Genomic DNA, 25,060 nt, shown 5'->3' with positions numbered 1-25,060 from the left:
CTGGGGGTAAGTCCCTTTACTTACATGCGTTCCAGGGGTTCCAGGCCGAGCAGTTCCAGGCCCTGCCGGAGGGTGCGGCCGGTCAGCGCGGCCAGCAGCAGGCGGCTCTGCTGGCGGGCCGGCGTATCGGCGGTGAGGATCGGGCAATTTTCGTAGAAGCTGGAGAACAAGCCGGCCAGATCGTAAAGGTAGGCGCAGAGCAGGTGTGGCAGGCCCTTCTCGGCGACGTTGCCGAGCACCTCGCCGAACTGCGCCAGCCGGGCGGCCAGCGCCAGCTCCTGCCCGGCTTCGGGAGCCGGGCTGCCGTCGATCTCGTCGATTTCCCTGCCCAGCTTGCGGAACACGCTGGCCACGCGGGTGTAGGCATAGAGCAGATAGGGCGCGGTGTTGCCCTCGAAGCTCAGCATCAGTTCGAAGTTGAAGCTGTAGTCGCTGGTGCGGTGCTTGGACAGGTCGGCGTACTTCACCGCGCCGATGCCCACGGCGCGGGCGATGTGGCGCAGTTCTTCCTCGGGCAGCTCCGGATTCTTGCCCTTGACCAGGGCGTAGGCGCGCTGCTCGGCCTCGTCGAGCAGGTCGATCAGCTTCACCGTGCCGCCATCGCGGGTCTTGAAGGGACGGCCGTCGGCGCCGTTCATGGTACCGAAGCCCATGTGCTCGAGCGCCGTGTCGTCGCGCACGAAGCCGGCGCGGCGGGCCACCGCGAAGGTCATCTGGAAGTGCAGGGCCTGGCGCTGGTCGACGAAATAGAGCACGCGGTCGGCCTTGAGCACTTGGCTGCGGTAGCGCATCGAGGCCAGGTCGGTGGTGGCGTAGAGATAGCCGCCGCCGGCCTTCTGCACGATCACCGGCAGCGGATTGCCTTCGGCATTCCTGAATTCGTCGAGGAACACGCACTGGGCGCCCTCGCTCTCGGTCAGCAGGCCCTTGTCGCGCAGGGCCTGGACGATGCCCGGCAACTCGTCGTTGTAGGCGCTCTCGCCACGAATATCGTCCGGGGTCAGGCGTACGCCGAGGCGTTCGTAGACTTCCTGGCAGTGCGACAGGGATATCGCGTTGAAGCGCTGCCACAGGCGCAGGCATTCCGGCTCGCCGGCCTGCAGCCGGACCACCAGTTCGCGGGCGCGGTCGGCGAAGGCCTCGGATTCGTCGAAGCGCTTCTTCGCGGCACGATAGAACTGTTCGAGGTCGGCCAGTTCGCTCTCGGCGGAGGCGGGCTTTTCCTCCAGGTGGGCCAGCAGCATGCCGAACTGGGTGCCCCAGTCGCCGACGTGGTTCTGGCGGATCACGACGTCGCCGAGGAATTCCAGCACCCGCGCCACGGCGTCGCCGATGATGGTCGAACGCAAGTGGCCGACGTGCATCTCCTTGGCCAGGTTGGGCGAGGACAGGTCGACCACCACCCGCTGCAGGTCGCCATGCTTGCGCACGCCGAGACGCTCGTCGGCCAGCGCGACCTCCAGGCGCCGGGCCAGGGCGTCGCTGTTCTGAAAGAAGTTGAGAAAGCCGGGACCGGCGATTTCCACCTTGCTGACCGAGGCGTCGGCCGGCAGTGCGGCGACCAGCTTTTCGGCCAGTTGGCGTGGCTTCAGGCCGGCCGGCTTGGCCAGCATCATGGCGATGTTGCTGGCGAAGTCGCCGTGGCTCTTGTCCTTGGTGTTTTCCACCTGGATCGCCGGCGTCAGACCCGCGGGGAGCACGCCGTCGTCGGTCAGGCGGGTCAGGGCTTGCTGGATCAGCTGGCGAATCGTGTCTTTCATGGTCTGCTCTTGGCCGCGGAGGGGCAGTGCGCCGGGCGGGTCGTGAAAACCGAGCATTATCCGCAGCGGGGGTGGGCTTGCCAACCGCCACGAGTTGGGGGGCGGCCTCCGCCATCGACAGGTGCTGGCGCTCAGTACAGGTCGATCGGGTCGACGTCCAGCGACCAGCGCACCGTGCGGGCGCCCGGCAGTCGTTCGAGGGCCGCCAGCCAGGGCCCGAGCAGGCGGTGAAGTGGTGCGCGGCCGGAGGCCTGCAGCAGTAACTGGGCGCGATGGCGGCCGGCGCGTCGCTCCATCGGCGCCGGCACCGGACCGAGCAGTTCGAGGCTAGAGAGTTGCAGGGCGGCGAGCAGTTGCCGGGCCTCGTCGGCGGCCTGTTCGAGAAAGCCCTCGGCCTGACCCGGCCGGTGCGCTTCGGCACGCAGCAGGGCCAGGTGGGCGAAGGGCGGCAGGCCGGCGGCGCGGCGCTCCGCGAGGGCCTGCTCGGCGAAGGCGAGGTAGCCCTGTTCGGCGAGCTGGACCAGCAGCGGGTGGTCGGCCAGGTGGGTCTGGATGATCACCGTGCCCGGCTCTTCGGCGCGCCCGGCGCGCCCTGCGACCTGCACGATCAGTTGGGCCATGCGTTCGCTGGCGCGAAAGTCGGCGGAGAACAGGCCGCCGTCGGCATCGAGGATCGCCACCAGGGTGACGCGCGGAAAATGATGGCCCTTGGCGATCATCTGGGTGCCGACCAGCAGGCAGGGCTCGCCGCGGTGGATGGTGGCGAGCAGCCTGGGCAGCGCCTCCTTGCGTGCGGTGCTGTCGCGGTCGATGCGCAGCACCGGATAATCCGGGAAGAGGATGGCCAGACGTTCTTCCGCGCGTTCGGTGCCGGCGCCGACCGGCCGCAGGTCGACCTGGGCGCATTGCGGGCAGGCGGTCGGCTGGCGTTCGGCGTGGCCGCAATGGTGGCAGCGCAGTTCGCGCTGGCGCTGGTGCAGGGTCATGCGCGCATCGCAACGCGGGCACAGGGCGATCCAGCCGCAGTCGTGGCACAGCAGGGTCGGCGCGAAACCACGGCGGTTGAGGAACACCAGTACCTGCTGGCCGGCGGCGAGCGTGCGGGCGATGGCCTGTTGCAAGGGCGGAGAGATCCCGGCGTCGAGCGGTCGGCTTTTCACGTCCAGGCGCAGGAAGCGCGGCGGACGGGCCTGGCCGGCGCGCTGGCGGAGCCGGAGCAGGGCGTAGCGTCCGGCATGGGCGTTGTGCAGGCTTTCCAGGGAGGGTGTGGCGGAGCCGAGCAGGACCGGGATCTCCTCCTGCCGGGCGCGTACCACGGCCAGGTCGCGAGCGTGGTAACGCAGGCCTTCCTGCTGTTTGTAGGAGGCATCGTGCTCCTCGTCGACGATGATCAGGCCGGGATGCTTGAGCGGGGTGAAGAGTGCCGAGCGGGTGCCGATGACGATGTCTGCCTCGCCGTCGCGGGCCGCCAGCCAGGCGTCCAGGCGTTCGCGGTCGCCGATGCCGGAGTGGAGCAGGGCAACCCGGGCATTGAAGCGGCGGGTGAATCGTTCCAGTGTCTGTGGGCCGAGGTTGATTTCCGGGATCAGCACCAGCGCCTGCCGGCCGGCCTCTAGTACCTGGTGGATCAGTTGCAGGTAGACCTCGGTCTTGCCGCTGCCGGTGACGCCGGCGAGCAGAAAGGCGTTGAAGCCGCCGAAGCCGGCGCGCACTGCCTCGACGGCCTCGCGCTGTTCGTCGTTCAGCGGCAGTTCGGCCTGGAGCAGCCAGCTACCGTGCCGTTCGCGCGGGGCGTGGTGGCGTATTTCGGTGCGCAGCAGCCCCTTGGCCAGCAGCAGGTCGAGACTGGCCTTGTTTAGTCGCAGCTTGCCGAGCAGGGCCTGGGGCACGCCATGGGGATGTTGGGCGAGGGTCTGCAGTGCCTCGCGCTGGCGCGGTGCGCGGGCCAGGCGCGGATCGTCCGGACGTGCGTCTGCGGCCAGGTGCCACCAGCGTTCCTGGCGCCGCTCGGCCGGTTCGCCCTGGCGCAGCAGCGCCGGCAAAGCCCAGCCGAAGGTGTCGCCGAGGCTGTGCTGGTAGTAGTGGGCCGTCCACCGGCACAGCCTGAGCAGGCTCGGCGGCAGTGGCGAACAGGGATCGAGCAGTTCGAGGGCGGCCTTCAGCTTGTCGGGCGGCACTTCGCTGTGCTCGCTCAGTTCGACCAGTACGCCGACCACTTCGCGCCGGCCGAACGGCACGCGCAGGCGTACCCCCGGCCGCAGGCGAGCGGTCGGCACGCCGGGCGGGGCGCGGTAGTCGAACAGGCGACGCAGCGGCGAGGGCAGGGCGAGGCGGAGGATCGGGGCGGGCACGCGGGCAGTCCTTGGCGGAGAGCGATGATCTTAACAGGTGGTGGGGGCGGGGCCGCGACCTCCCGGTCCCGCGTGCTTGCATCGTCGTAGTGCTCTGGTATCATCCGCCGCCTGTTTCCGTACGGTGCCCGGCATTGGGTCGGGTGGCGGTACGCCAGAGTCGAGGACTTTTCCATGAAAGCCGATATCCATCCGAATTACGTCGAGATCGAGGCGACCTGCAGCTGCGGGAACGTGATCAAGACCCGTTCCACCCTGGGCAAGAACATCAGCATCGATGTGTGCTCCGAGTGCCACCCGTTCTATACCGGCAAGCAGAAGGTGCTCGACACCGGCGGCCGTATCGACCGCTTCAAGCAGCGTTTCGGTGTGTTCGGCTCCAAGTGAGCACCGATGGCCGGGGCGGTCCGATGGACTGTTCCGTACTGCCGAAGAAGGCGCCCCTCGTGGGCGCCTTCTTCGTTTCCGTCGCCTGGAATTGCCCGCGCGAGCGGGTGATCGGCGGCGACTTCCCACGCCTTGCCGATGTTCTGGGGGCTCTCGTGCGCCCGGCCCGTTGTCGGACCATCGGAGACCGGGACAGGCACTGAGCCAGCCGCTCGTGCCCGATGGGCTTCCGGATCTCGGTCCTTCCTTCGTGCCCATACCGACGGGGGGCTGTAAAGCCGGGGCGAGCGCGCATACCGTTCGCTTTGCCTGTCTCGGCCAGGGACATCTTTTCGCGTGCGGTCCGCCGGCGCTGGTTGCCGTGTCGGGGGTATCGCTATGCTCAGAGTTCCGATAGTCGATCCGGGCAAGTGCCCATGCTCTCCTTAGATGCGTGTCCGGAATTGGCCAAAAGTCGGATGACAGGGGCCTTGACATGCGGCGTTGAGTGCTATTGTTGGTGCTCGTTGTCTTGCCGTATGCTCATTTGGCAAGTCGCAACACTATAAAAACGGAAACTAATAACTATGTCTGATCTCAAGACCGCCGCCCTCGAATATCACGCTCAGCCGCGTCCCGGGAAGCTGAGCGTGGAACTGACCAAACCCACGCAAACCGCCCGCGACCTGTCGCTGGCCTACAGCCCCGGCGTCGCCGAGCCGGTACGGGAAATCGCCCGCGATCCCGAACTGGCCTACCGCTATACCGGCAAGTCGAACCTGGTCGCCGTCATTTCCGACGGTACCGCGATCCTCGGCCTCGGCAACCTCGGCCCGCTGGCCTCCAAGCCGGTCATGGAGGGCAAGGGGGTGCTGTTCAAGCGCTTCGCCGGCGTCGACGTGTTCGACATCGAGGTGGATGCCGAGAGCCCGCAAGCCTTCATCGACACCGTCAAGCGCATTTCCGTGACCTTCGGCGGCATCAATCTGGAGGACATCAAGGCGCCGGAGTGCTTCGAGATCGAGCGCGCCCTGATCGAGCAATGCAATATCCCGGTGTTTCATGACGATCAGCACGGTACCGCCATCGTCACCGCCGCCGGTATGCTCAATGCCCTGGAGATCGCCGGCAAGAGCTTGCCGACCGCCAGGATCGCCTGCCTTGGCGCCGGCGCCGCGGCCATCTCCTGCATGCGCCTGCTGGTCAGCCTGGGCGCCAGGGTCGAGAACATCCACATGATCGACCGCCAGGGAGTCATCCATGCCGGACGCGACGACCTGAACCAGTACAAGGCGGTGTTCGCCCACGAGACCGACAAGCGCACCCTGGCCGATGCCCTCGACGGTGCCGACGTATTCGTCGGCCTGTCCGGAGCCAACCTGCTGAGTGCGGAGAACCTGCTGCGCATGGCGCCGAACCCGATCGTCTTCGCCTGCTCCAACCCGGACCCGGAGATCAGCCCGGAACTGGCCCATGCCACCCGCGGCGACGTGATCATGGCCACCGGTCGTTCCGACTATCCGAACCAGGTCAACAACGTGCTGGGCTTCCCCTTCATCTTCCGTGGCGCCCTGGATGTACGTGCGACCCGCATCAACGAAGAGATGAAGATCGCCGCGGCTCATGCCCTGCGCGAACTGGCCAAGCTGCCGGTGCCGAAGGCGGTCTGCGAGGCCTACGGGGTGTCGGGCCTGGAGTTCGGTCGCGAGTACATCATTCCGAAGCCCATGGACCCGCGGCTGATCACCGTGGTATCCGACGCCGTGGCCCGTGCCGCCATCGAGAGTGGCGTGGCCTCCCTGCCGTATCCGCGACACTACCCGCTGCAGTCGGTGGAAGAGGTGTTCAACAGCTGATCGCAGCGCCTGCGCAAAAGAAAACCCCGCTTCGAGCGTAATGCTGTTCACTTAAGCGGAGCGGCCTTACGATCCACTGGATATCGGGTTTTGGAAATCTTCACCGTCCTTGGCCTTCCTGGCCTTGGACGGTGATCCAGAAACAGTCCCCCGATACCTCCTCGCAGCTCAGCCAACCTCCTGCCCGTTGCCGATACCGGATTGGCCGCCGCCATGACGATCAATTGCACGGCGATGTACTGACAGGCGGGTTTGAAGCGTATGTCCGAGGGCGCCCGCCCAAAGGCCACAGCGGCTTGGCTGGCCTCGCGGCGAATGATGTTGTAAGCCAGCAAGAGCCCCCAGACTTCCTGATAAATCAGCTCGACCTTCTTGCTACGCAGCGTCACCGCGTTCTGTTGCATCGAGCTTTTGATGTCCCGGAAGCCCAACTCGATCTCCCAGCGTTCCAGGTACAACGCGGCGACAGCGCCTGCGCTGTAGCTTTCTACGGGTAGTGAAGTGAGCAGCGATCTGGCGTGCCCTTGGCTTTCATAACTGACCTCACGCACATCCCAATGCGTGGGCAGATTCGGGTTTCGTTTGCGTGCCTGGGGCGAGACCTTCATCCGAACACGGCGATCGTGCTCGCCACAACGCTCGATTTCCTCTATGACCAGATTCTTGCGAGCCGGCGTCAACCCGTGACGACTGCTCCCACCCTCGGCGACGCTTGACAGCAGATCAGCGCCCCAAAAGCCTTTGTCGAACAACGTGATCGAATTGTCCGGGATCTGGCCGAGGAAGGTTTCGGCCAAGCGCATCTCGCTGCCGCGATAGGGGCTGAGCTGGGCATCGGGGATCACGTGAGAACGCACATTCATCAGGGCAACGAGACGCCGCATTGGAAAAGGCGTCTGGCGCTCGGTCCCCGTGTTACCAGAGCCAAAATGCTCTCGCAGCTCAGGTGAATCAGGGGTTCGCAGCAATGCGCCATCCACCGCAAACACTTGCAAACCGTTCCAATCATCGCCTTCGTATCGCTCGCCACCCCATTGTTTACCTGTCTGGCGGAACAAGGATTCGACTGGATCGGCTCCTAGTCGCTTACGCGCTTCAGTCACGCCGCTGCGCGCCAGCAGTTGATCGGAGGCCAGGCCTTGAGCACAGATATTCAGGCGTCTGGCCACCTCATGCACAGGCTCATCGCGGAACAAGGCCATGCCCAGCACCAACCAAAGTACCTGATCGCTCGGCAGGCGGCGACGCCGTATGGTGGCTTGTGCAGAGAGATTGAGCGCACTGGCGACCCATTCAACAGGAATGTTCCGGGTGAAGGTGCTGAGGTCGGAGAAATTGAAGAGATCGCCGAGGTCGAGCAACTGCTGCTGAATGGGTATAAAAAATCCGATACCAGAGGGCCGGTATCGGATTTTCTAGAAAGCCCGGCCTGGACTCAAATGCTTAAGTGAACAGCATTACGGCCTGGTGTCGGGGTTTTCTTTTGCGATCAGAACAGATCGATCGGTGGGGCGGCGTCTTTCGCCAGCGTGCCCTGACCGGACTCCCCTTCGCTGGCCATGGGCGGCGGCGCTTCGTTCTTGAACAGCTCGAAGATGGCGCCGGAGGTGCCGGGCGAGGCGATGCGACCACTGCCGGGGTTGATGCGCAGGGTCAGCAATCCTTCGGGCTCGCTCTGCAGGTGGGGTGGTTTGTCCTTCAGGGCGACGTTCATGAAATTCATCCAGATCGGCAAGGCCACGGTGCCGCCATATTCGTGGCTGCCCAGGCTTTCCGGCTGGTCGAAACCGGCCCAGACGGTGGTGATGTAGTCGGCGTTATAACCGGAGAACCAACTGTCCTTGGATTCGTTGGTGGTGCCGGTCTTGCCGGCCAGGTCGCTCCGCCCCATCTCCAGGGCGCGGCGCGCGGTACCGCGCTTGATCACGTCCTGCAGCATGTTGGTCATGATGTAGGTGGTGCGGGCATCGACGATACGCTCCGCGACGATCGGCTCGGGCGCCTCCGGGAGCGGAGAAGCCGGGGGCGGGGTGTCTTCGGAGGCAGTGGCGTCGGGCTGGGGGGCTTCGGCGGTGGTCGGCGCTTCGGGTGCGTCGACGGGCTCGACAGGCGCCGCCTCTTCCGCCGGGACACGGGGCGGGTTGGCCTGATACAGAAGCTTGCCGTCGCGGTTCTCGATGCGCTCGATCAGATAGGGCTGGATGCGATAGCCGCCATTGGCGAAGGTGCTCCAGCCGGCGGCGATTTCCAGCGGAGTCAGGTTGGCCGTGCCGAGTGCCAGGGACAGGTTGCGGGGCAGGTCGCGCTTGTCGAAGCCGAAGCGGCTGATGTAGTCCAGGGCATAGTCGATGCCCATGTTTTGCAGCAGGCGGATCGATACCAGGTTGCGCGACTTGTACAGGGCCTCGCGCATGCGAATCGGGCCGAGGAAGGTGTTGGTATCGTTCTTGGGGCGCCAGACCGTATCCAGGTATGGATCGACGAAGACGATCGGGGCGTCGTTGATCAGGCTGGCGGCGGTAAAGCCTCGGTCCAGGGCCGCGCTGTAGATGAAGGGCTTGAAGCTCGAGCCGGGTTGCCGCTTGGCCTGGGCGGCACGATTGTAGTTGCTCTGCTCGAAGGAGAAGCCGCCCACCAGGGCGCGGATCGCGCCGTCCCGAGGGTCCAGGGAAACCAGGGCGCTCTGGGCCGCGGGAACCTGGCCGAAGGCCAGGCTGCCATCCTCCTGGCGCAGGACGCGGATCAGATCCCCGGGCTTGACCACCTGGCCCGGACGCTGCGGTCTGGGCCCCATGCTGTCGGCACTGATGAAGGGCCGGGCCCAGGCCATGCTCTCCCAGTTCACCGTTTCCTCGTCGCCGTTGCGCATCAGGACCCGGATGGAGTTGCCGCCGACCTGGGTGACGACGGCGGGCTCGAGGCCGTTGATGTTCCGCCGCTTGTCCAGCTCTTCCAGCCAGGCGCTTCTGTCCGCGCCGGGCAGGCGGGCTTCGGGGCCGCGGTAGCCGTGACGTCGATCGTAGTCGAACAACCCCTGGCGCACGGCGCCGTTGGCCGCCTCTTGCAAATCGCTGGGCGTCGTGGTGATGACCCGGAAACCCTCGGTATAGGCGTCGCTGCCGTAGCGGCCGACCAGTTCGGCGCGGGCCAGTTCGGCGATGTAGGGGGCGTTCAGCTCCGGGGTCTGCACGTGGTAGCTGGCGTCCGCCGGTTCGGCCAGGGCCTGCTGGTAACGCGCCTCGTCGATATGCCCGAGCCTGTACATGCGCCCGAGGATCCAGTCGCGCCGTTCCTTGCTGCGCGCCGGGTTGGCCAGGGGGTTGAAGCGCGACGGGGCTTTCGGCAGGCCGGCGATCATCGCCATCTGCGCCAGGCTCAATTCGCGAATGGACTTGCCGTAGTAGACCTGGGCTGCCGCCTCGATGCCGTAGGCGCGATTGCCGAGGTAGATCTTGTTGACGTAGAGCTCGAGGATTTCCTCCTTGCTGAGCTCGCGCTCGATCTGCAGGGCGAGAAGGATCTCGTTGACCTTGCGCGAGAAGCTCCGCTCGCTGGTCAGGAAGAAATTCTTCGCCACCTGCATGGTGATGGTGCTGCCCCCCGTCTGAATATGTCCGCTGCTCAATAATTGCGTGGCAGCGCGCATCAGGCTCGCAAGGTCGACGCCATAATGGCTGGCGAAATTATCGTCCTCCGCGGCCAGCAGGGCATGGATGAAGTCCGGGGGAATGTCCGCGTAGCGGATGGGAGTCCGGCGCATCTCGCCGAATTCCGCGATCAGCTTGGCATCGCTGCTGTATATCCGCAGAGGGATCTGCAACTGGATGGTGCGCAACGATTCGACCGACGGAAGGCCGGGCCCCAGGTAAAGGAAGGCTCCGCTCAGGCCGAGCAGCAGGCTGCTGAAGATGGCGATGAGGGTCCAGCCGAAGAATTTAAGCAAACGCATCGAGGCCGCGGGGTTTCCAGATGAAAAAGGACAGAAATTCGGGCGAGGCGAAAAGCGAAAAGCCGGTCGCATTATAGGCGGTTTTCCCGCTGGATAGCCATTTGCGCTTCTGTCAATCCTACTGCTGATGCGCTGTTATACAAGTTGTCCATAAGTTACGGATATGCCAAGGAAATTTGTTGTGCTAAGGCTCTTCAACAAGCAGGCGGGTTCATTGCTGGGAATCGATATCGGTTCGACCATGGTCAAACTTCTCGAATTGAGTCGTTCGGGGGGCGGCTATCGGGTCGAGGCCTATGCTGTCGAACCGCTGCCGGCCAATGCCGTCGTCGAGAAGAATATCGTCGATATCGATGGTGTCGGTCAGGCCTTGGGCAAGGTGCTGGCCAGGATCGGGACCGGAGCCCGGCGTGCCGCGGTGGCCGTGGCCGGTTCCGTGGTGATCACCAAGGTCATGGAGATGGATGCCGGGCTTTCCGAAGAGGAAATGGAAACCCAGTTGACGCTCGAGGCCGAACAATACATTCCCTACCCCCTCGAGGAGGTGGCGATCGATTTCGAGGTCCTGGGGCCGCTGTCGCGCAGTCCGGGCCGGGTCGAAGTGCTGCTCGTCGCTTGCCGCAGGGAGAGCGTCGAGGCCCGCGAGGCGGTGCTGGCGCTGGCAGGCCTGACAGCCGGGGTCGTCGATATCGAGGCCTATGCCATGGAGCGTGTCTGCGGGCTGCTGATCGATCGGTTGGGGGGCGACCCGTCGGAGTTGACCGTGGCCGTCGTCGATATCGGCGCGACCATGATGACGCTCAGCGTGTTGCATGATGGACGCATCCTCTATACCCGCGAGCAATCGTTCGGCGGCAAGCAGCTCACCGACGAGATCCAGCGCCGTTACGGACTGTCCGTGGCCGAAGCCGGCTTGGCCCGGCAAAAGGGTGGACTCCCGGCCGACTGCGACAGCGTGGTCCTGCAACCTTTCAAGGAGGCCGTCGTACAGCAGATATCCCGCTCGCTGCAGTTCTTCTTCGCGGCGGGCCGGTACGACCAGGTCGACTGCATCCTGCTGGCCGGCGGGACCTCCTCCCTGCCGGGCCTCGACCAACTGGTCCAGCAGAAGATCGGCACCAGGACCCTGGTGGCCAATCCGTTCGCCGGGATGACGCTGAGCCCCAAGGTGAATGCCGCGGCCTTGGCCAGCGACGCTCCGGCCATGATGGTCGCCTGCGGCCTGGCGATGAGGCGCTTCGATTAGATGGCGCGGGTCAATCTTCTGCCCTGGCGCGAGCGACTTCGCGAGGAGCGCCGCCAACGCTTCCTGGGCATGCTGGGGGTGATGCTGCTGGCTGCCGCTGGCCTGGTTTTCCTGGGCGACCGATACCTGAACGCGAGCATCGACACGCAGCGTGCGCGCAACGATTTCGTCCGACGGGAGAACGCCGTGCTCGATGCGCGAATCGAGGAGATCGGCGAACTCAAGACCCGCCGCCAGCAGCTTCTGGAGCGGATGAAGATCATTCAGGACCTGCAGGGCAATCGACCGATCATCGGCCGGGTGTTCGATCAGTTGGCCCGTACCCTGCCTGACGGCGTGTATTTCACCTCGCTGAGCATGACCGGGCAGAGCATCGTCATCGAGGGGGCGGCCGAATCCAACAACCGCGTCTCGAACCTGATGCGCAACCTGGATGGTTCGGAGTGGCTCGAAGCGCCCAACCTGACCGCCGTGAAGGCAGTGACGGCCGGAGCCCTCGATCAGGCCAACGTGTTCCGGTTGTCGGTACGGCAGGTGCAGCCGGGAGAGATCGATGTTACGCAGATCGCCGGGCATGTGCTGGCCGGGGCCGCCGCTCCCGGCGCGGATGGGAAGCTCGCTTCGAAAAATGCGCAGAAGAAAGAAGGAGCGCGGAAATGAGCCTGTCCGGGTCCCTGGAGAGTCTGCGCAAGATCGATCTGGCCGATCTGGATCTGGACAACCTCGGCTCGTGGCCGGCTCCGCTGAGGACCGCCACCTGCCTGCTGATGCTGATCGTTGTTCTGGCGCTGGGCTACAACTTCCATCTCAAGGATCTGCAGGCGCAGCTCGAGCGGGAGCGGGGCGAAGAGGGGGCCTTGAAGCAGCAGTTCTCCACCAAGGCTTTCCAGGCCGCGAACCTGGAAGCCTACAGGCAGCAGATGGCGGAAATGGAGGCCTCTTTCGGCGCCTTGTTGCGGCAATTGCCGAGCGATACCGAGGTGCCCGCTCTGCTCGATGACATCACCCGTACCGGACTGGGCAGCGGCCTGGAGTTCGAGGAAATCAAACTTCTCGACGAAGTTGTCCGGCAGTTCTATATCGAATTGCCGATCCAAATATCCGTAATGGGTGCTTATCACGATCTGGCTACTTTCGTAAGTGGCGCCGCCAGTCTTCCACGCATCGTCACATTGCATGATTTCGAAATAAAACCAGTGGCTTCGGGAAATACGAAGTTGCGCATGAAGATATTGGCCAAGACCTATCGCTATAACGACAAGGGACCGCAGAAATGAAGTCTGCCCACCTGGTCTGCATTGTGGCCCTTGTCGGACTTTCCGGTTGCGATGTCGATAATGGATTTCAGGATTTGCAGACTTACATGGATGAAGTGCGCGCACGACCCAGGGGCGCGATCGAGCCGTTGCCGGCGTTCCGGCCCTACGAGGCTTTTACCTACGGTGCGGCCGCCATGCGCAGCCCGTTCCAAGCGCCGGTGAAGATCGACCCGGCCAGCCAGCGTAGAGGCTCGAGGGATATCCGTCCGGACGAAAGCCGCTCCAGGCAGTATCTCGAAAGATTCAACATCGAGGTCTTCGAGATGGTCGGCACGCTCTCCAACGGAACGGGCATGCAGGCCCTGGTGCGCGGGGCGGGCGGTGTCCATCGGGTGAGGGTGGGCGACTACCTGGGTCGCAATCATGGCCGCGTCGTCGAGATCGACGGGGCTTCCGTCGAGGTCGTGGAAATCGTTCCCGACGGCGATGGCGGCTGGCTGGAGCGCCCGCGCAGTCTCGCCTTGAAGGAGCGCTCGTGATGGGCGGTTCCGGCATGAAGAAAAGTTCCCGTTCCGCATTACGGCATCCGTCGATGGACAGCACCCTTTCGCGTCTCGGTATTTTGGTCCTGACCGCCCTGCTGTCGCCGGAATTGATGGCGGCCGATCTCGAGTCCCTGGACGTGGCGGCCCTGCCTGGCGATCGGGTCGAACTCAAGCTGTCATTCGACGAGGCCGTGCCGGCGCCACGTGGCTACACCATCGACCAGCCGGCCCGGATTGCCCTGGATCTTCCCGGCGTGACCAACAAGCTGAGGACCAAGTACCGCGAGTTGGGCGTCGGCAACGCCCGCAGTGTCACCCTGGTCGAGGCGAGCGGGCGCACCCGGATGATCGTCAACCTGGCCGCGATGTCGCCCTACAGCACGCGGAGCGAGGGCCATGACCTTTATGTGCTGATCGGCGAGTCGGCCACCGTGACCCGGCAGTCCCGCAGTGCCTCGCTCGCGGTCGCGCAGGCCAAGCCCTACGTAACGCCAGGCAAGGCGGTTCGGGGCATCGACTTCCAGCGTGGCGAGCAGGGCGAAGGCAACGTCATCATCGACCTGTCGAGCCCGGGCATGAATCCCGACCTCCAGGAGCAGGGTGGCAAGATCCGCCTGGACTTTCCGGGAACGCAGTTGCCGGAGTCCCTGCGGGCACGCCTGGACGTCAAGGATTTCGCCACCCCCGTGCACTTCGTGAGTGCCTCGAGCCAGGCCGGCAAGGCCAGCATCCTCATCGAGCCGGCCGGCATGTATGACTATCTGGTCTACCAGGCCGACAAGCGACTGACCGTCAGTGTCAAGGCGAAGCCCCAGGACAGCGGAGCCGGGCGTGATGCCGGTCGCTTCGCGTATACCGGCGAGAGGCTGTCGCTGAATTTCCAGGATATCGATGTCCGTTCGGTCCTGCAGTTGATCGCCGATTTCACCGATCTCAACCTGGTGGCCAGCGACACGGTACAGGGCAATATCACCCTGCGCCTGCAGAATGTGCCCTGGGATCAGGCGCTCGACCTGGTGCTCAGGACCAAGGGATTGGACAAGCGCAAGATCGGCAACGTGCTGTTGGTGGCGCCGGCCGACGAAATCGCGGCACGCGAGCGCCAAGAGCTGGAGGCACAGCAGCAGATCGCCGAACTGGCCCCCCTGCGTCGCGAATTGCTCCAGGTGAACTACGCCAAGGCGACGGACATCGCCAAACTGTTCCAGTCGGTCACCAGCAGCGATGAGGTGGAAGAGCAGCGCGGCTCCATCACCGTCGACGAGCGGACCAACAATATCATCGCCTACCAGACCCAGGACCGTCTGGACGAGCTGCGGCGGATCGTCGCCCAACTGGACGTCCCGGTGCGTCAGGTGATGATCGAGGCGCGCATCGTCGAGGCCAACGTCGATTACGACAAGAGCCTGGGGGTGCGCTGGGGCGGAAGCTTCGTCAACGACCAGTGGAGCCTGTACGGCAAGGATGGCGCGCAATCCGTCGATGACGGACAGGTATTCCTGCCGGGAACCGGCCAGGTCGGCAACTTCACCCTGGAAGATGGCATGGCTCCCGTTCCCTTCGTCGACATGGGGGTTGCGAACAGTACTTCGGGTCTCGGCATCGGCTTCATTTCCGATCACCTGATCCTCGACCTCCAACTGTCGGCCATGGAAAAGACCGGCAATGGAGAAGTCATTTCCCAGCCCAAGGTTCTCACCTCGGACAAGGAGACGGCGAAGATCCTGACCGGCGAGGAGATTCCCTACCAGGAGGCCAGCTCCAGCGGCGCGACCAGCACTTCCTTCAAGGAGGCGGCTCTGTCGCTGGAGGTGACGCCGCAAATCACTCCCGACAACCGCATCATCATGGAGGTGAAGGTGACCAAGGATCAGGCGGACTTCGCCAAGGCCCTGAACGGTGTGCCGCCGATCAACAAGAACGAGGTCAACGCCAAGGTGCTGATCGGCGACGGCGAAACCATCGTGATCGGCGGAGTCTTCTCCAATATCCAGGCCAAGTCCGTGGACAAGGTGCCGTTCCTCGGCGACCTGCCGTTCATCGGGCGCCTGTTCCGCCGCGACGTGGTCGCCGACAGCAAATCCGAGCTGCTTGTTTTCCTGACTCCGCGTATTCTTAACAGCCAGGCTATCGCTGTGAGTCGTTGAGTCAGTGCGAAATGTAATCCTCGTGGGCCCGATGGGCTCGGGCAAGAGCACCATCGGGCGTTTGCTTGCCAAAGAATTGCGGTTGGCGTTCAAGGATTCCGACAAGGAAATCGAGCAGCGTACCGGCGCCGACATTCCCTGGATCTTCGACGTGGAAGGCGAGGCGGGCTTCCGCGAGCGCGAGCAGGCGATGATCGGTGAGCTTTGCGCCAGCGACGGCATCGTGCTCGCCACCGGGGGCGGCGCCGTGCTGCGCTCCGAGAATCGCGCCGCCCTGCGTTCGGGCGGGCGGATCGTTTACCTGCACGCCTCGGTCGCCCAGCAACTGGAGCGCACTTCCCGCGACCGCAATCGTCCGTTGCTGCATTCCGCCGATCCGGGACGGGTCCTGAGCGACCTGATGCTCGTCCGGGACCCCCTGTACCGAGAGATCGCCGACCTGGTGGTGGAAACCGACGAACGCCCGCCACGCATGGTCGTGGAGGAAATCCTCGACCGCCTGCACACGTTGCCGCCACGGTGACGCTGCAGGCAACTGCGTTATCCTAGCGCTCTTTCCAATGCGGGGGCTTTCATGCAGACGTTACAGGTTGATCTCGGCGAGCGCAGCTATCCCATCTATATTGGAGCCGGCCTGCTGGACCGGGCGGAATGCATGGTTCCGCACCTGGCCGGTCGCCAAGTGGCGGTGGTCACCAACGAGACCGTCGCGCCGCTCTATCTGGAGCGGTTGTCCCAAACCCTGGCCGGCCATGAGCTGACGCCCATCGTGCTGCCGGACGGCGAGGCCTTCAAGCACTGGGAAACCCTGCAGAAGATTTTCGACGGCCTGCTCGAGGCCCGGCACGACCGGCGCACCACCCTCATCGCCCTTGGCGGGGGCGTCGTCGGCGACATGGCGGGGTTTGCCGCCGCCTGCTACCAGCGCGGGGTCGACTTCATCCAGATTCCGACCACCTTGCTGTCCCAGGTGGACTCCTCGGTCGGCGGCAAGACCGGCATCAATCACCCGCTGGGCAAGAACATGATCGGCGCTTTCTATCAGCCGAAGGCCGTGGTGATCGATACCGCCACGCTGGCGACCCTGCCGGAGCGGGAACTGTCCGCCGGCCTGGCCGAGGTGATCAAGTACGGCCTGATCTGCGACGAGCCCTTCCTCGGCTGGCTGGAAACCCACATGGCGGCGCTTCGCGCCCTGGATGCGGCGGCCCTGACCGAGGCCATCGCCCGCTCCTGCGCGGCCAAGGCGCGGGTGGTCGGTGTCGACGAACGCGAGTCGGGCGTGCGCGCCACCCTGAACCTGGGGCACACCTTCGGTCATGCCATCGAAACCCACATGGGCTATGGTGCATGGCTGCACGGCGAGGCGGTGGCCGCGGGGTCCGTCATGGCCCTGGAGATGTCCCGGCGCCTCGGCTGGCTCGGCGAGGCCGAGCGCGATCGCGGCATCCGCCTGCTGCAGCGCGCGGGACTGCCCGTGGTGCCGCCGGCGCAGATGTCGGCGGACGACTTCCTCGGGCACATGGCCGTCGACAAGAAGGTTCTGGGCGGCCGCCTGCGGCTGGTGCTGCTCAGGCGCCTGGGCGAGGCGGTGGTGACTGGAGACTTCCCGCACGAGGCCTTGCAGGCCACCCTGGATACCGATTACCGGACTCTGATGGAACAGATCAGTCACTGAGAAAGCCATGACCAGTTTGCATGCAGACGATGCCCTCCTGATCCACTACCAACTGAACCACGACCCCTTCGCGCCGCGAACGCCGGGCTTCAAGTTCTTCCCGGCGCAGCGCAAGCAGGTGCTCGGCCAGTTGCACCACCTCGCCCGTTACAGCCGCCTGCTGTTGGTGGTCAGCGGGCCGTCGGGCAGCGGCAAGACACTTCTCCGGCAGGCGCTGGTGGCCAGCAGCAACAAGCAGACGGTGCAGTGCGTCGTGGTTTCCGCGCGGGCCTCGGCGCGTGTCGACGGCCTGTTGCGGCAGATCGCCCTCGGTCTGGGGCTGGATCGTGCGGACGAGCGAGCGATCCTGGATCAGGTGGAGCGGCTGGCCTCCGCGGGCCAGGGCCTCTACCTGCTGGTGGACGATGCGGAGCTTCTGGAAACGGCCGCCCTCGATGCGCTGCTGGCTCTGGCGGCGGGGACCGATATAGGGCGGCCGCATGTGTTCCTGTTCGGCGAGCCGGAACTGGTGGCGCGCCTGCAGGCTCTGGCCGACGGCGAGGAACGTTTCCATGTGCTGCGGCTGAATCCCTATACGCTGGATGACACGCGCGAATACCTGGCGCAGCGCCTGGAGGGAGCGGGAGGCGACATCGGCCTGTTCAGCGACGAACAGATCGAGGCGATTCACCGTGGGGCCGGCGGCTGGCCGGGAGAGATCAACCGGCTCGCCCGCGAACTGCTGCACGAGGAAATGCTGGCCGGACACGAGGAAGAGGACGAGCGCGCGCCGGGCGCGATGCTGCCGAAGAAGCACCTGCTCGCTCTGGCCGGGGTCGTCCTGGCCGTGGCGGTGGCCTGGTTCATGCGCGGTGGGACGGGAGACGAGGAGCCTGTGGCGCAGCAACCGCAGGCGGAGGCACCGGCCGCCCCGCCCGAGCCGACTGGCGCCGCGCCCGCGCCGTCCGTGGCGGGCGGCGCCCAGCCGGTGCTGCGCGAGCCTCTGGCCCAGGCCGCGGGCGAGGCGGATGCCGAGGATATCGGGATCGCCGGTCCGGCGGCGGTCGTGGCCGCCACCGCCAGTTCCGCACTCGCGCCGACCGTGCAGGCGCCCGTCGTGCCATCGGTACCTGCGCCGAAGCCCGAGGTCAGGGCGCCGGCGGCGGTGCAGCCGACGACTCCCAAGCCCAAGCCCGCCTCTCAAACCCCAGCCCCAGCTCCAGCCGTCGCGAAGCCGGCCGCGCCACCCGCGCCGGCTCCTGCGCCGCGGGTCGTGGCGAAGCCTGCGGCTTCAGCCCCGGCTCCGTCCGCCCCCGCTGCGCCGGTCGCCGCGAAGCCGGCCCCGGCGGCTCCCGTCTCCCGGCCGGCGGCTGCCGCGTCGTCCGCCGCGCCGGCCGGAAGCGACTGGTATCGCTCCCAGGCGGCCACGCGCTACGCCCTGCAGGTGCTGGGCACGCGCTCGGAGGGCAGCGCCCAGGCCTTCGTGCGTGCCCAGGGGGCGGGCTACCGTTATTTCCGGAAATTGCATCAGGGGAAGCCGCTGTTCGTGGTGACCTACGGCAGTTTTGCCAGCCGCGCCGAAGCGCAGGCGGCGGTCAGGACCCTTCCGGCATCGGTGCAGGCCAGCAAGCCCTGGCCGCGTACCTTCGCCAGCATTCAGCAGGAGGCCGGCGTGCGCTGATATCGCTCTAACACGACGGATTCGATTTATCTTTCAAGATCGCGACACCCTGCTACGAGAAAACGACCTGGGCGTTTGTGGTGAGTGGGCGGGGTATGCGACAATAGTCGCCCTTTTTGTCTGTCCGACGTCGAGGATGGTCCCGGTCGCGCAGGCGAGCACGTTTTGAAAGTAAAGAATCTGCCCGGTGAGAGTGTCTATGAAAGCAGGTCTGTACCATCCTGAAGAATTCAAGGATAACTGCGGCTTCGGTCTGATTGCCCATATGCGCGGCGAGGCGAGTCATCACCTGCTGCAAACCGCCATTGAAGCGCTGACCTGCATGACCCACCGCGGCGGCATCAATGCCGACGGCAAGACCGGCGACGGTTGCGGCCTGCTGATGCAGAAGCCGGACGCCTTCCTGCGCGCCAAGGCCAAGGAGCATTTCGGCGCCGAACTGCCCGGGCAGTACGCGGTCGGCATGGTCTTTCTCAGCCAGGACGCCGCCGGGGCCGAGATCGCGCGTGCGCGCCTGAGCGAGGAAATCGCCGCGCAGGGACTGGGCCTGGTGGGCTGGCGTGAAGTGCCGGTGGACACCTCCGTGCTCGGTCCGCTGGCCCTCGAGCGCCTGCCGCGCATCGAGCAGGTGTTCGTCGCCGGCGAGGGCCTTTCCGACCAGGACTTCGCCATCAAGCTGTTCTTCGCCCGGCGGCGCGCCGAGGTGGCGCTGGCGGACCAGGACTTCTACGTCTGCAGCCTGTCGCACAAGGACATCATCTACAAGGGCCTGATGATGCCCGCCGATCTGGCGCGCTTCTACCCGGACCTCGGCGACGAGCGCTTGGCCACGGCGATCTGCGTGTTCCACCAGCGCTTCTCCACCAACACCCTGCCGAGATGGCCGCTGGCCCAGCCGTTCCGCTTCCTCGCCCACAACGGCGAGATCAACACCATCACCGGCAACCGCAACTGGGCCCAGGCGCGCCGCCTGAAGTTCGCCAATGAACTGCTGCCCGATCTGGAAAGCTTGGCGCCGCTGGTCAACCGGACCGGCTCCGACTCCTCGAGCATGGACAACATGCTCGAACTGCTGGTCACCGGCGGCATGGACCTGTTCCGCGGCCTGCGCATGATCATTCCGCCGGCCTGGCAGAACGTCGAGACCATGGACGCCGACCTGCGCGCCTTCTACGAGTACAACTCCATGCACATGGAGCCCTGGGACGGTCCGGCCGGCGTGGTGCTGACCGACGGCCGCTACGCCGTCTGTCTGCTCGACCGCAACGGCCTGCGCCCGGCGCGCTGGGTGACCACCGGGAACGGCTACATCACCCTGGCCTCGGAAATCGGCGTGTGGAACTACGCGCCGGAAGACGTCATCGCCAAGGGGCGGGTCGGCCCGGGGCAGATCCTCGCCGTGGATACCGAAACCGGCGAGGTCCTGCACACCGACGACATCGACAGCCGCCTGAAGTCGCGCCATCCCTACAAGAAATGGCTGCGCCAGAATGCCCTGCGCATCCAGGCCAACCTGGACGAGAGCGAAGGTACCTCGGCCTATGACGCCGAGCAGCTCAAGCAGTACATGAAGATGTTCCAGGTCACCTTCGAGGAGCGTGACCAGGTGCTGCGTCCGCTCGCCGAGCAGGGCCAGGAAGCGGTCGGTTCGATGGGCGACGACACCCCGATGGCCGTACTGTCCAAACGCGTGCGCTCGCCCTACGACTATTTCCGCCAGCAGTTCGCCCAGGTCACCAACCCGCCGATCGACCCGCTGCGCGAGTCCATCGTCATGTCCCTGGAAACCTGCCTGGGCGCCGAGCGCAACGTGTTCGAGGAAACCGCCGAGCACGCCAACCGGGCGATCCTGACCACGCCGGTGATCTCCCCGGCCAAGTGGCGCAGCCTCATGAACCTCGAGCGCGAGGGCTTCGAACGGCATTTCATCGATCTCAACTACGACGAGTCGCTGGGCCTCGAAGCCGCGGTGCGCAACATCGCCGACCAGGCCGAGGAGGCCGTGCGCGGCGGCAAGGTGATTCTGGTGCTGTCCGACCGCCATATCGTCCCCGGCAAGCTGCCGGCGCACGCTTCCCTGGCCGTCGGCGCGGTGCACCACCGCCTGGTCGAGAAGGGCCTGCGCTGCGACTGCAACATCCTGGTGGAGAGCGCCACCGCACGCGATCCGCACCACTTCGCCGTGCTGCTGGGCTTCGGCGCCACCGCGATCTACCCCTTCCTCGCCTACGAGGTGCTGGCCGACCTGATTCGGACCGGCGAAGTGCTGGGCGACATGGACGATGTGTTCAAGTACTACCGCAAGGGCATTTCCAAGGGCCTTCTGAAGATCCTCTCGAAGATGGGCATTTCCACCGTGGCTTCCTATCGCGGCGCCCAATTGTTCGAGGCGGTCGGCCTGGCCGACGAGGTGGTGGAGCTGAGCTTCCGTGGCGTAGCCTCGCGCATCAAGGGCGCGCGCTTCGTCGACCTGGAGGCCGAGCAGAAGCTGCTGGCCGCCGAGGCCTGGAGCAAGCGCAAGCCGATCCAGCAGGGCGGCCTGCTGAAGTTCGTCTTCGGCGGCGAATACCATGCCTATAACCCGGATGTGGTGAGCACCCTGCAGGCCGCCGTGCAGCAGGGCGACTACGCCAAGTTCAAGGAATACAGCGCGCTGGTCGACCAGCGGCCGGTGTCGATGCTGCGCGACCTGCTCAAGGTCAAGGAGGTCGCCCAGCCATTGGCATTGGACGAGGTCGAGCCGCTGGGGGCGATTCTCAAGCGCTTCGACTCCGCCGGCATCTCCCTCGGTGCCCTGTCGCCGGAGGCCCACGAGGCCCTGGCCGAGGCGATGAACAGCCTGGGCGCGCGCTCCAACTCCGGCGAGGGCGGTGAGGACCCGGCGCGCTACGGCACCATCAGGAGTTCGAAGATCAAGCAGGTGGCCACCGGGCGCTTCGGGGTCACTCCCGAGTACCTGGTCAACGCCGAGGTGTTGCAGATCAAGGTGGCGCAGGGCGCCAAGCCCGGCGAGGGCGGCCAGTTGCCGGGCGGCAAGGTCAACGGCCTGATCGCCCGCCTGCGCTACGCGGTACCCGGCGTGACCCTGATCTCGCCGCCGCCGCACCACGACATCTATTCCATCGAGGACCTGGCGCAACTGATCTACGATCTCAAGCAGGTCAACCCGCAGGCACTGGTTTCGGTGAAACTGGTGGCCGAGCCGGGCGTCGGCACCATCGCCGCCGGCGTGGCCAAGGCCTATGCCGATCTGATCACCATCTCCGGCTACGACGGCGGCACCGGCGCATCGCCGCTGACCTCCATCCGCTACGCCGGCAGTCCCTGGGAACTGGGCCTGGCCGAAGCGCACCAGACCCTGCGCGGCAACGACCTGCGCGGCAAGGTGCGGGTACAGACCGACGGCGGCCTGAAGACCGGCCTCGACGTGATCAAGGCGGCCATCCTCGGCGCCGAGAGCTTCGGCTTCGGCACCGCGCCGATGATCGCCCTGGGCTGCAAGTACCTGCGCATCTGCCATCTGAACAACTGCGCCACCGGCGTGGCCACCCAGAACGACAAGTTGCGCAAGGAACACTTCATCGGCACCGTGGACATGGTGACCAACTTCTTCACCTACGTCGCCCAGGAAACCCGCGAATGGCTGGCCAGGCTGGGCGTGCGCAGCCTCGGCGAACTGATCGGCCGCACCGATCTGCTCGAGCTGCTGCCTGGCGAGACCGCCAAGCAGGCCCACCTGGACCTGAGTCCGCTGCTCGGCAGCGCCCATGTCCCGGACGGCAAGCCGCAGTTCTGCGAGGTGGAGAAGAACCCGCCGTTCGATCCAGGCCTGCTGGCCGAGAAGATGGTCGAGATGGCCCGGCCGGCGATCGAGGCCAGGAGCGGCGGCGAGTTCGCGCTGGACATCTGCAACTGCGACCGCTCCATCGGTGCCCGGGTTTCCGGTGAGATCGCCAAGGTCCACGGCAACCAGGGCATGGTCGACGCGCCGATCACCTTCCGCTTCAAGGGCACCGCGGGGCAGAGCTTCGGCGTATGGAACGCCGGCGGCCTGAACCTCTACCTGGAAGGCGATGCCAACGACTACGTGGGCAAGGGCATGACCGGCGGCAAGCTGGTGATAGTCCCGCCCCAGGGCAGCGTCTTCAAGACCCAGGACTCGGCCATTCTCGGCAACACCTGCCTGTACGGCGCCACCGGCGGCCGGCTGTTCGCCGCCGGCACCGCCGGCGAGCGCTTCGCCGTGCGCAACTCCGGCGCCCATGCGGTGGTGGAGGGCACCGGCGACCACTGCTGCGAGTACATGACCGGCGGCTTCGTCTGCGTGCTGGGCCGGACCGGCTACAACTTCGGCTCCGGCATGACCGGCGGCTTCGCCTATGTGCTCGATCTGGACAACGGCTTCGTCGACCGGGTGAACCACGAACTGGTGGAAATGCAGCGGATCAGCGGGGAGTCCATGGAGGCTCATCGCAGCCACCTGCAGCAGGTGCTGGCCGAGTACGTGGACGAGACCGGCAGCCAGTGGGGTGCCCACCTGCTGGAAAACCTGGACGACTACCTGCGCATGTTCTGGCTGGTCAAGCCGAAGGCGGCGAGCCTGCAGTCGCTGCTTTCCAGCACCCGCGCCAACCCGCAGTAAGCAGCTTCGGCCGCGGTCCCGCGCCGGGCGCGGGACCTCTCCGGCCCATCCCGATGTGTCTTGCAGCCGCAGCCGGGGGCTCGCCGCTGCTGTATAGAGGTTTTGAAATGACTGAACGTCTGAACAACGATTTCCAGTTCATCGAAGTCGGGCGCAAGGATCCGAAGAAGAAGCTGCTGCGCCAGCGCAAGAAGGAATTCGTCGAGATCTACGACCTGTTCAAGCCACAGCAGGCCCAAGAGCAGGCGCATCGCTGCCTTGGCTGCGGCAACCCCTACTGCGAGTGGAAATGCCCGGTGCACAACTTCGTGCCGAACTGGCTGAAGCTGGTATCCGAGGGTAACATCCTGGCCGCCGCCGAGCTGTCGCACCAGACCAACACCCTGCCGGAGGTCTGCGGCCGGGTCTGCCCGCAGGACCGTCTCTGCGAGGGTGCCTGCACCCTGAACGACGGCTTCGGCGCGGTGACCATAGGTTCGGTGGAGAAGTACATCACCGACACCGCCTTCGCCATGGGCTGGCGTCCCGACATGTCCAAGGTCACCCCGACCGGCAAGCGCGTCGCGGTGGTCGGTGCCGGTCCCGCCGGCCTCGGCTGCGCCGATATCCTGGCGCGTAACGGCGTGACCCCGGTGGTGTTCGATCGCAACCCGGAAATCGGTGGCCTGCTGACCTTCGGCATTCCCGAGTTCAAGCTGGAGAAGAGCGTGATGAGCCGGCGCCGCGAGGTGTTCGCCGGCATGGGCGTCGAGTTCCGCCTGAACACCGAGGTGGGCAAGGACGTGACCATGCAGCAACTGCTCGACGAGTTCGACGCCGTGTTCCTCGGCATGGGTACCTATACCTACATGAAGGGCGGCTTCCCCGGCGAGGACCTGCCGGGCGTGTACGACGCGCTGGATTTTCTGATCGCCAACGTCAACCGCAACCTCGGCTTCGAGAAGTCCCCGGAAGACTTCATCGACATGAAAGGCAAGAAGGTTGTGGTGCTGGGCGGCGGCGACACAGCCATGGACTGCAACCGCACCTCGATCCGCCAGGGCGCCAAGAGCGTGACCTGCGCCTACCGCCGCGACGAGGAGAACATGCCGGGCTCCCGCCGCGAGGTGAAGAACGCCAAGGACGAGGGGGTGAAGTTCCTCTACAACCGCCAGCCCATCGCCATCGTCGGCGAGGACAGGGTGGAGGGCGTCAAGGTGGTGGAAACCCGCCTCGGCGAGCCGGATGCCCGCGGCCGGCGCAGCCCCGAGCCGATTCCCGGTTCCGAGGAGATCCTCCCGGCCGATGCCGTGGTGATCGCCTTCGGCTTCCGTCCGAGCCCGGCGCCCTGGTTCGAGGCGCTGCAGATCAAGACCGACAGCCAGGGCCGGGTGATCGCGCCGCTGCACGACAACCCGTTCAAGCACCAGACCAGCAACCCGAAGGTCTTCGCCGGCGGCGACATGGTGCGCGGCTCCGATCTGGTGGTCACGGCGATCTACGAAGGCCGCCAGGCGGCCGAGGGCATCCTCGACTACCTGGGCCTCTGAGACGACCGCAGGCCTCGCTCGGCCAGGAGGCACGGCGCTCGCCGTGCCTTTTGCGTCGGGCTTTGCGAAAAT

16 protein-coding genes are annotated in these 25,060 nt (G+C 65.6%); 12 read left to right on the top strand and 4 right to left on the bottom strand.

The genetic code is table 11. The features are described 5' to 3' along the window. Positions 1 to 20: 20 nt before the first annotated feature. Complete coding sequence (gene argS, locus AVCA_RS20655; protein WP_012703017.1) at positions 21 to 1,760, bottom strand: arginine--tRNA ligase; 1,740 nt, start codon at positions 1,758 to 1,760, stop codon at positions 21 to 23. Positions 1,761 to 1,891: 131 nt separating this feature from the next. Next, positions 1,892 to 4,111 carry a primosomal protein N' gene (locus tag AVCA_RS20650; RefSeq protein WP_012703016.1) on the bottom strand — a complete coding sequence of 740 codons (2,220 nt, stop codon included), beginning with the start codon at positions 4,109 to 4,111 and terminating at the stop codon, positions 1,892 to 1,894. Between the two features lie 174 nt (positions 4,112 to 4,285). Here AVCA_RS20650 and rpmE point away from each other — a divergent pair, with 174 nt between their 5' ends. Then, a complete protein-coding gene (gene rpmE, locus AVCA_RS20645) occupies positions 4,286 to 4,498 on the top strand; it encodes a 50S ribosomal protein L31 (protein ID WP_012703015.1) in 213 nt (70 codons plus the stop codon). A 566-nt stretch (positions 4,499 to 5,064) separates the two neighbouring features. Next, positions 5,065 to 6,333 carry a malic enzyme-like NAD(P)-binding protein gene (locus AVCA_RS20640; protein WP_012703014.1) on the top strand — a complete coding sequence of 423 codons (1,269 nt, stop codon included), beginning with the start codon at positions 5,065 to 5,067 and terminating at the stop codon, positions 6,331 to 6,333. Positions 6,334 to 6,380: 47 nt separating this feature from the next. On the opposite strand, the gene AVCA_RS20635 is transcribed toward AVCA_RS20640, so the two are convergent. Continuing rightward, positions 6,381 to 7,706: an IS4-like element ISAzvi6 family transposase gene (locus AVCA_RS20635; RefSeq protein WP_081434910.1), complete on the bottom strand. Its 1,326-nt coding sequence runs from the start codon at positions 7,704 to 7,706 to the stop codon at positions 6,381 to 6,383. A gap of 116 nt (positions 7,707 to 7,822) precedes the next feature. Continuing rightward, positions 7,823 to 10,282 carry a penicillin-binding protein 1A gene (locus AVCA_RS20630; protein WP_012703012.1) on the bottom strand — a complete coding sequence of 820 codons (2,460 nt, stop codon included), beginning with the start codon at positions 10,280 to 10,282 and terminating at the stop codon, positions 7,823 to 7,825. A gap of 181 nt (positions 10,283 to 10,463) precedes the next feature. Here AVCA_RS20630 and AVCA_RS20625 point away from each other — a divergent pair, with 181 nt between their 5' ends. The 10 genes from AVCA_RS20625 (at position 10,464) to AVCA_RS20580 (ending at position 24,988) form a co-directional block, all read left to right on the top strand. Next, on the top strand, positions 10,464 to 11,528 hold the full coding sequence (locus AVCA_RS20625) for a pilus assembly protein PilM (protein WP_041807416.1): 1,065 nt from the start codon (positions 10,464 to 10,466) through the stop codon (positions 11,526 to 11,528). Then, positions 11,529 to 12,188 carry a PilN domain-containing protein gene (locus AVCA_RS20620; protein ID WP_012703010.1) on the top strand — a complete coding sequence of 220 codons (660 nt, stop codon included), beginning with the start codon at positions 11,529 to 11,531 and terminating at the stop codon, positions 12,186 to 12,188. It begins immediately after the preceding gene. Next, positions 12,185 to 12,805, top strand: coding sequence for a type 4a pilus biogenesis protein PilO (gene pilO / locus AVCA_RS20615; protein WP_012703009.1), 621 nt, complete (start codon positions 12,185 to 12,187; stop codon positions 12,803 to 12,805). Before AVCA_RS20620 ends, pilO begins: the two co-directional genes overlap by 4 nt. Next, positions 12,802 to 13,326: a pilus assembly protein PilP gene (locus AVCA_RS20610; RefSeq protein ID WP_012703008.1), complete on the top strand. Its 525-nt coding sequence runs from the start codon at positions 12,802 to 12,804 to the stop codon at positions 13,324 to 13,326. The genes pilO and AVCA_RS20610 overlap by 4 nt, the downstream gene beginning before the upstream one ends. A gap of 53 nt (positions 13,327 to 13,379) precedes the next feature. Continuing rightward, the gene (gene pilQ, locus AVCA_RS20605; protein WP_175555950.1) at positions 13,380 to 15,479 is read left to right on the top strand and encodes a type IV pilus secretin PilQ; all 2,100 of its coding nucleotides are present in this window, start codon (positions 13,380 to 13,382) and stop codon (positions 15,477 to 15,479) included. A 4-nt stretch (positions 15,480 to 15,483) separates the two neighbouring features. Then, on the top strand, positions 15,484 to 16,002 hold the full coding sequence (gene aroK, locus AVCA_RS20600) for a shikimate kinase AroK (protein ID WP_012703006.1): 519 nt from the start codon (positions 15,484 to 15,486) through the stop codon (positions 16,000 to 16,002). A 51-nt stretch (positions 16,003 to 16,053) separates the two neighbouring features. After that, positions 16,054 to 17,157, top strand: coding sequence for a 3-dehydroquinate synthase (gene aroB / locus AVCA_RS20595; RefSeq protein ID WP_012703005.1), 1,104 nt, complete (start codon positions 16,054 to 16,056; stop codon positions 17,155 to 17,157). Between the two features lie 7 nt (positions 17,158 to 17,164). Next, positions 17,165 to 18,817 (top strand): AAA family ATPase, encoded by a 1,653-nt coding sequence (locus tag AVCA_RS20590; RefSeq protein WP_012703004.1) that lies wholly within the window; start codon positions 17,165 to 17,167, stop codon positions 18,815 to 18,817. Positions 18,818 to 19,016: 199 nt separating this feature from the next. Next, positions 19,017 to 23,459, top strand: a complete 4,443-nt coding sequence (gene gltB, locus AVCA_RS20585; RefSeq protein WP_012703003.1) for a glutamate synthase large subunit — start codon at positions 19,017 to 19,019, stop codon at positions 23,457 to 23,459. A gap of 107 nt (positions 23,460 to 23,566) precedes the next feature. Then, positions 23,567 to 24,988 (top strand): FAD-dependent oxidoreductase, encoded by a 1,422-nt coding sequence (locus AVCA_RS20580; protein ID WP_012703002.1) that lies wholly within the window; start codon positions 23,567 to 23,569, stop codon positions 24,986 to 24,988. Positions 24,989 to 25,060 lie beyond the last annotated feature (72 nt).

This window comes from Azotobacter vinelandii CA (assembly GCF_000380335.1).
In the GTDB taxonomy this organism is placed as follows: Bacteria; Pseudomonadota; Gammaproteobacteria; order Pseudomonadales; family Pseudomonadaceae; genus Azotobacter; species Azotobacter vinelandii.
Note: the sequence above shows the minus strand (reverse complement) of the source record. Positions and strands in the feature narration are given on the sequence as shown.

What these genes read in the sequence shown, in the direction of transcription:
- argS (WP_012703017.1), bottom strand. Translation starts at nt 1,760, where the DNA reads ATGAAAGACACGATTCGCCAGCTGATCCAGCAAGCCCTGACCCGCCTG.
- rpmE (WP_012703015.1), top strand. Translation starts at nt 4,286, where the DNA reads ATGAAAGCCGATATCCATCCGAATTACGTCGAGATCGAGGCGACCTGC.
- AVCA_RS20640 (WP_012703014.1), top strand. Translation starts at nt 5,065, where the DNA reads ATGTCTGATCTCAAGACCGCCGCCCTCGAATATCACGCTCAGCCGCGT.
- AVCA_RS20630 (WP_012703012.1), bottom strand. Translation starts at nt 10,282, where the DNA reads ATGCGTTTGCTTAAATTCTTCGGCTGGACCCTCATCGCCATCTTCAGC.
- AVCA_RS20620 (WP_012703010.1), top strand. Translation starts at nt 11,529, where the DNA reads ATGGCGCGGGTCAATCTTCTGCCCTGGCGCGAGCGACTTCGCGAGGAG.
- pilO (WP_012703009.1), top strand. Translation starts at nt 12,185, where the DNA reads ATGAGCCTGTCCGGGTCCCTGGAGAGTCTGCGCAAGATCGATCTGGCC.
- AVCA_RS20610 (WP_012703008.1), top strand. Translation starts at nt 12,802, where the DNA reads ATGAAGTCTGCCCACCTGGTCTGCATTGTGGCCCTTGTCGGACTTTCC.
- pilQ (WP_175555950.1), top strand. Translation starts at nt 13,380, where the DNA reads ATGGACAGCACCCTTTCGCGTCTCGGTATTTTGGTCCTGACCGCCCTG.
- aroB (WP_012703005.1), top strand. Translation starts at nt 16,054, where the DNA reads ATGCAGACGTTACAGGTTGATCTCGGCGAGCGCAGCTATCCCATCTAT.
- AVCA_RS20590 (WP_012703004.1), top strand. Translation starts at nt 17,165, where the DNA reads ATGACCAGTTTGCATGCAGACGATGCCCTCCTGATCCACTACCAACTG.
- gltB (WP_012703003.1), top strand. Translation starts at nt 19,017, where the DNA reads ATGAAAGCAGGTCTGTACCATCCTGAAGAATTCAAGGATAACTGCGGC.
- AVCA_RS20580 (WP_012703002.1), top strand. Translation starts at nt 23,567, where the DNA reads ATGACTGAACGTCTGAACAACGATTTCCAGTTCATCGAAGTCGGGCGC.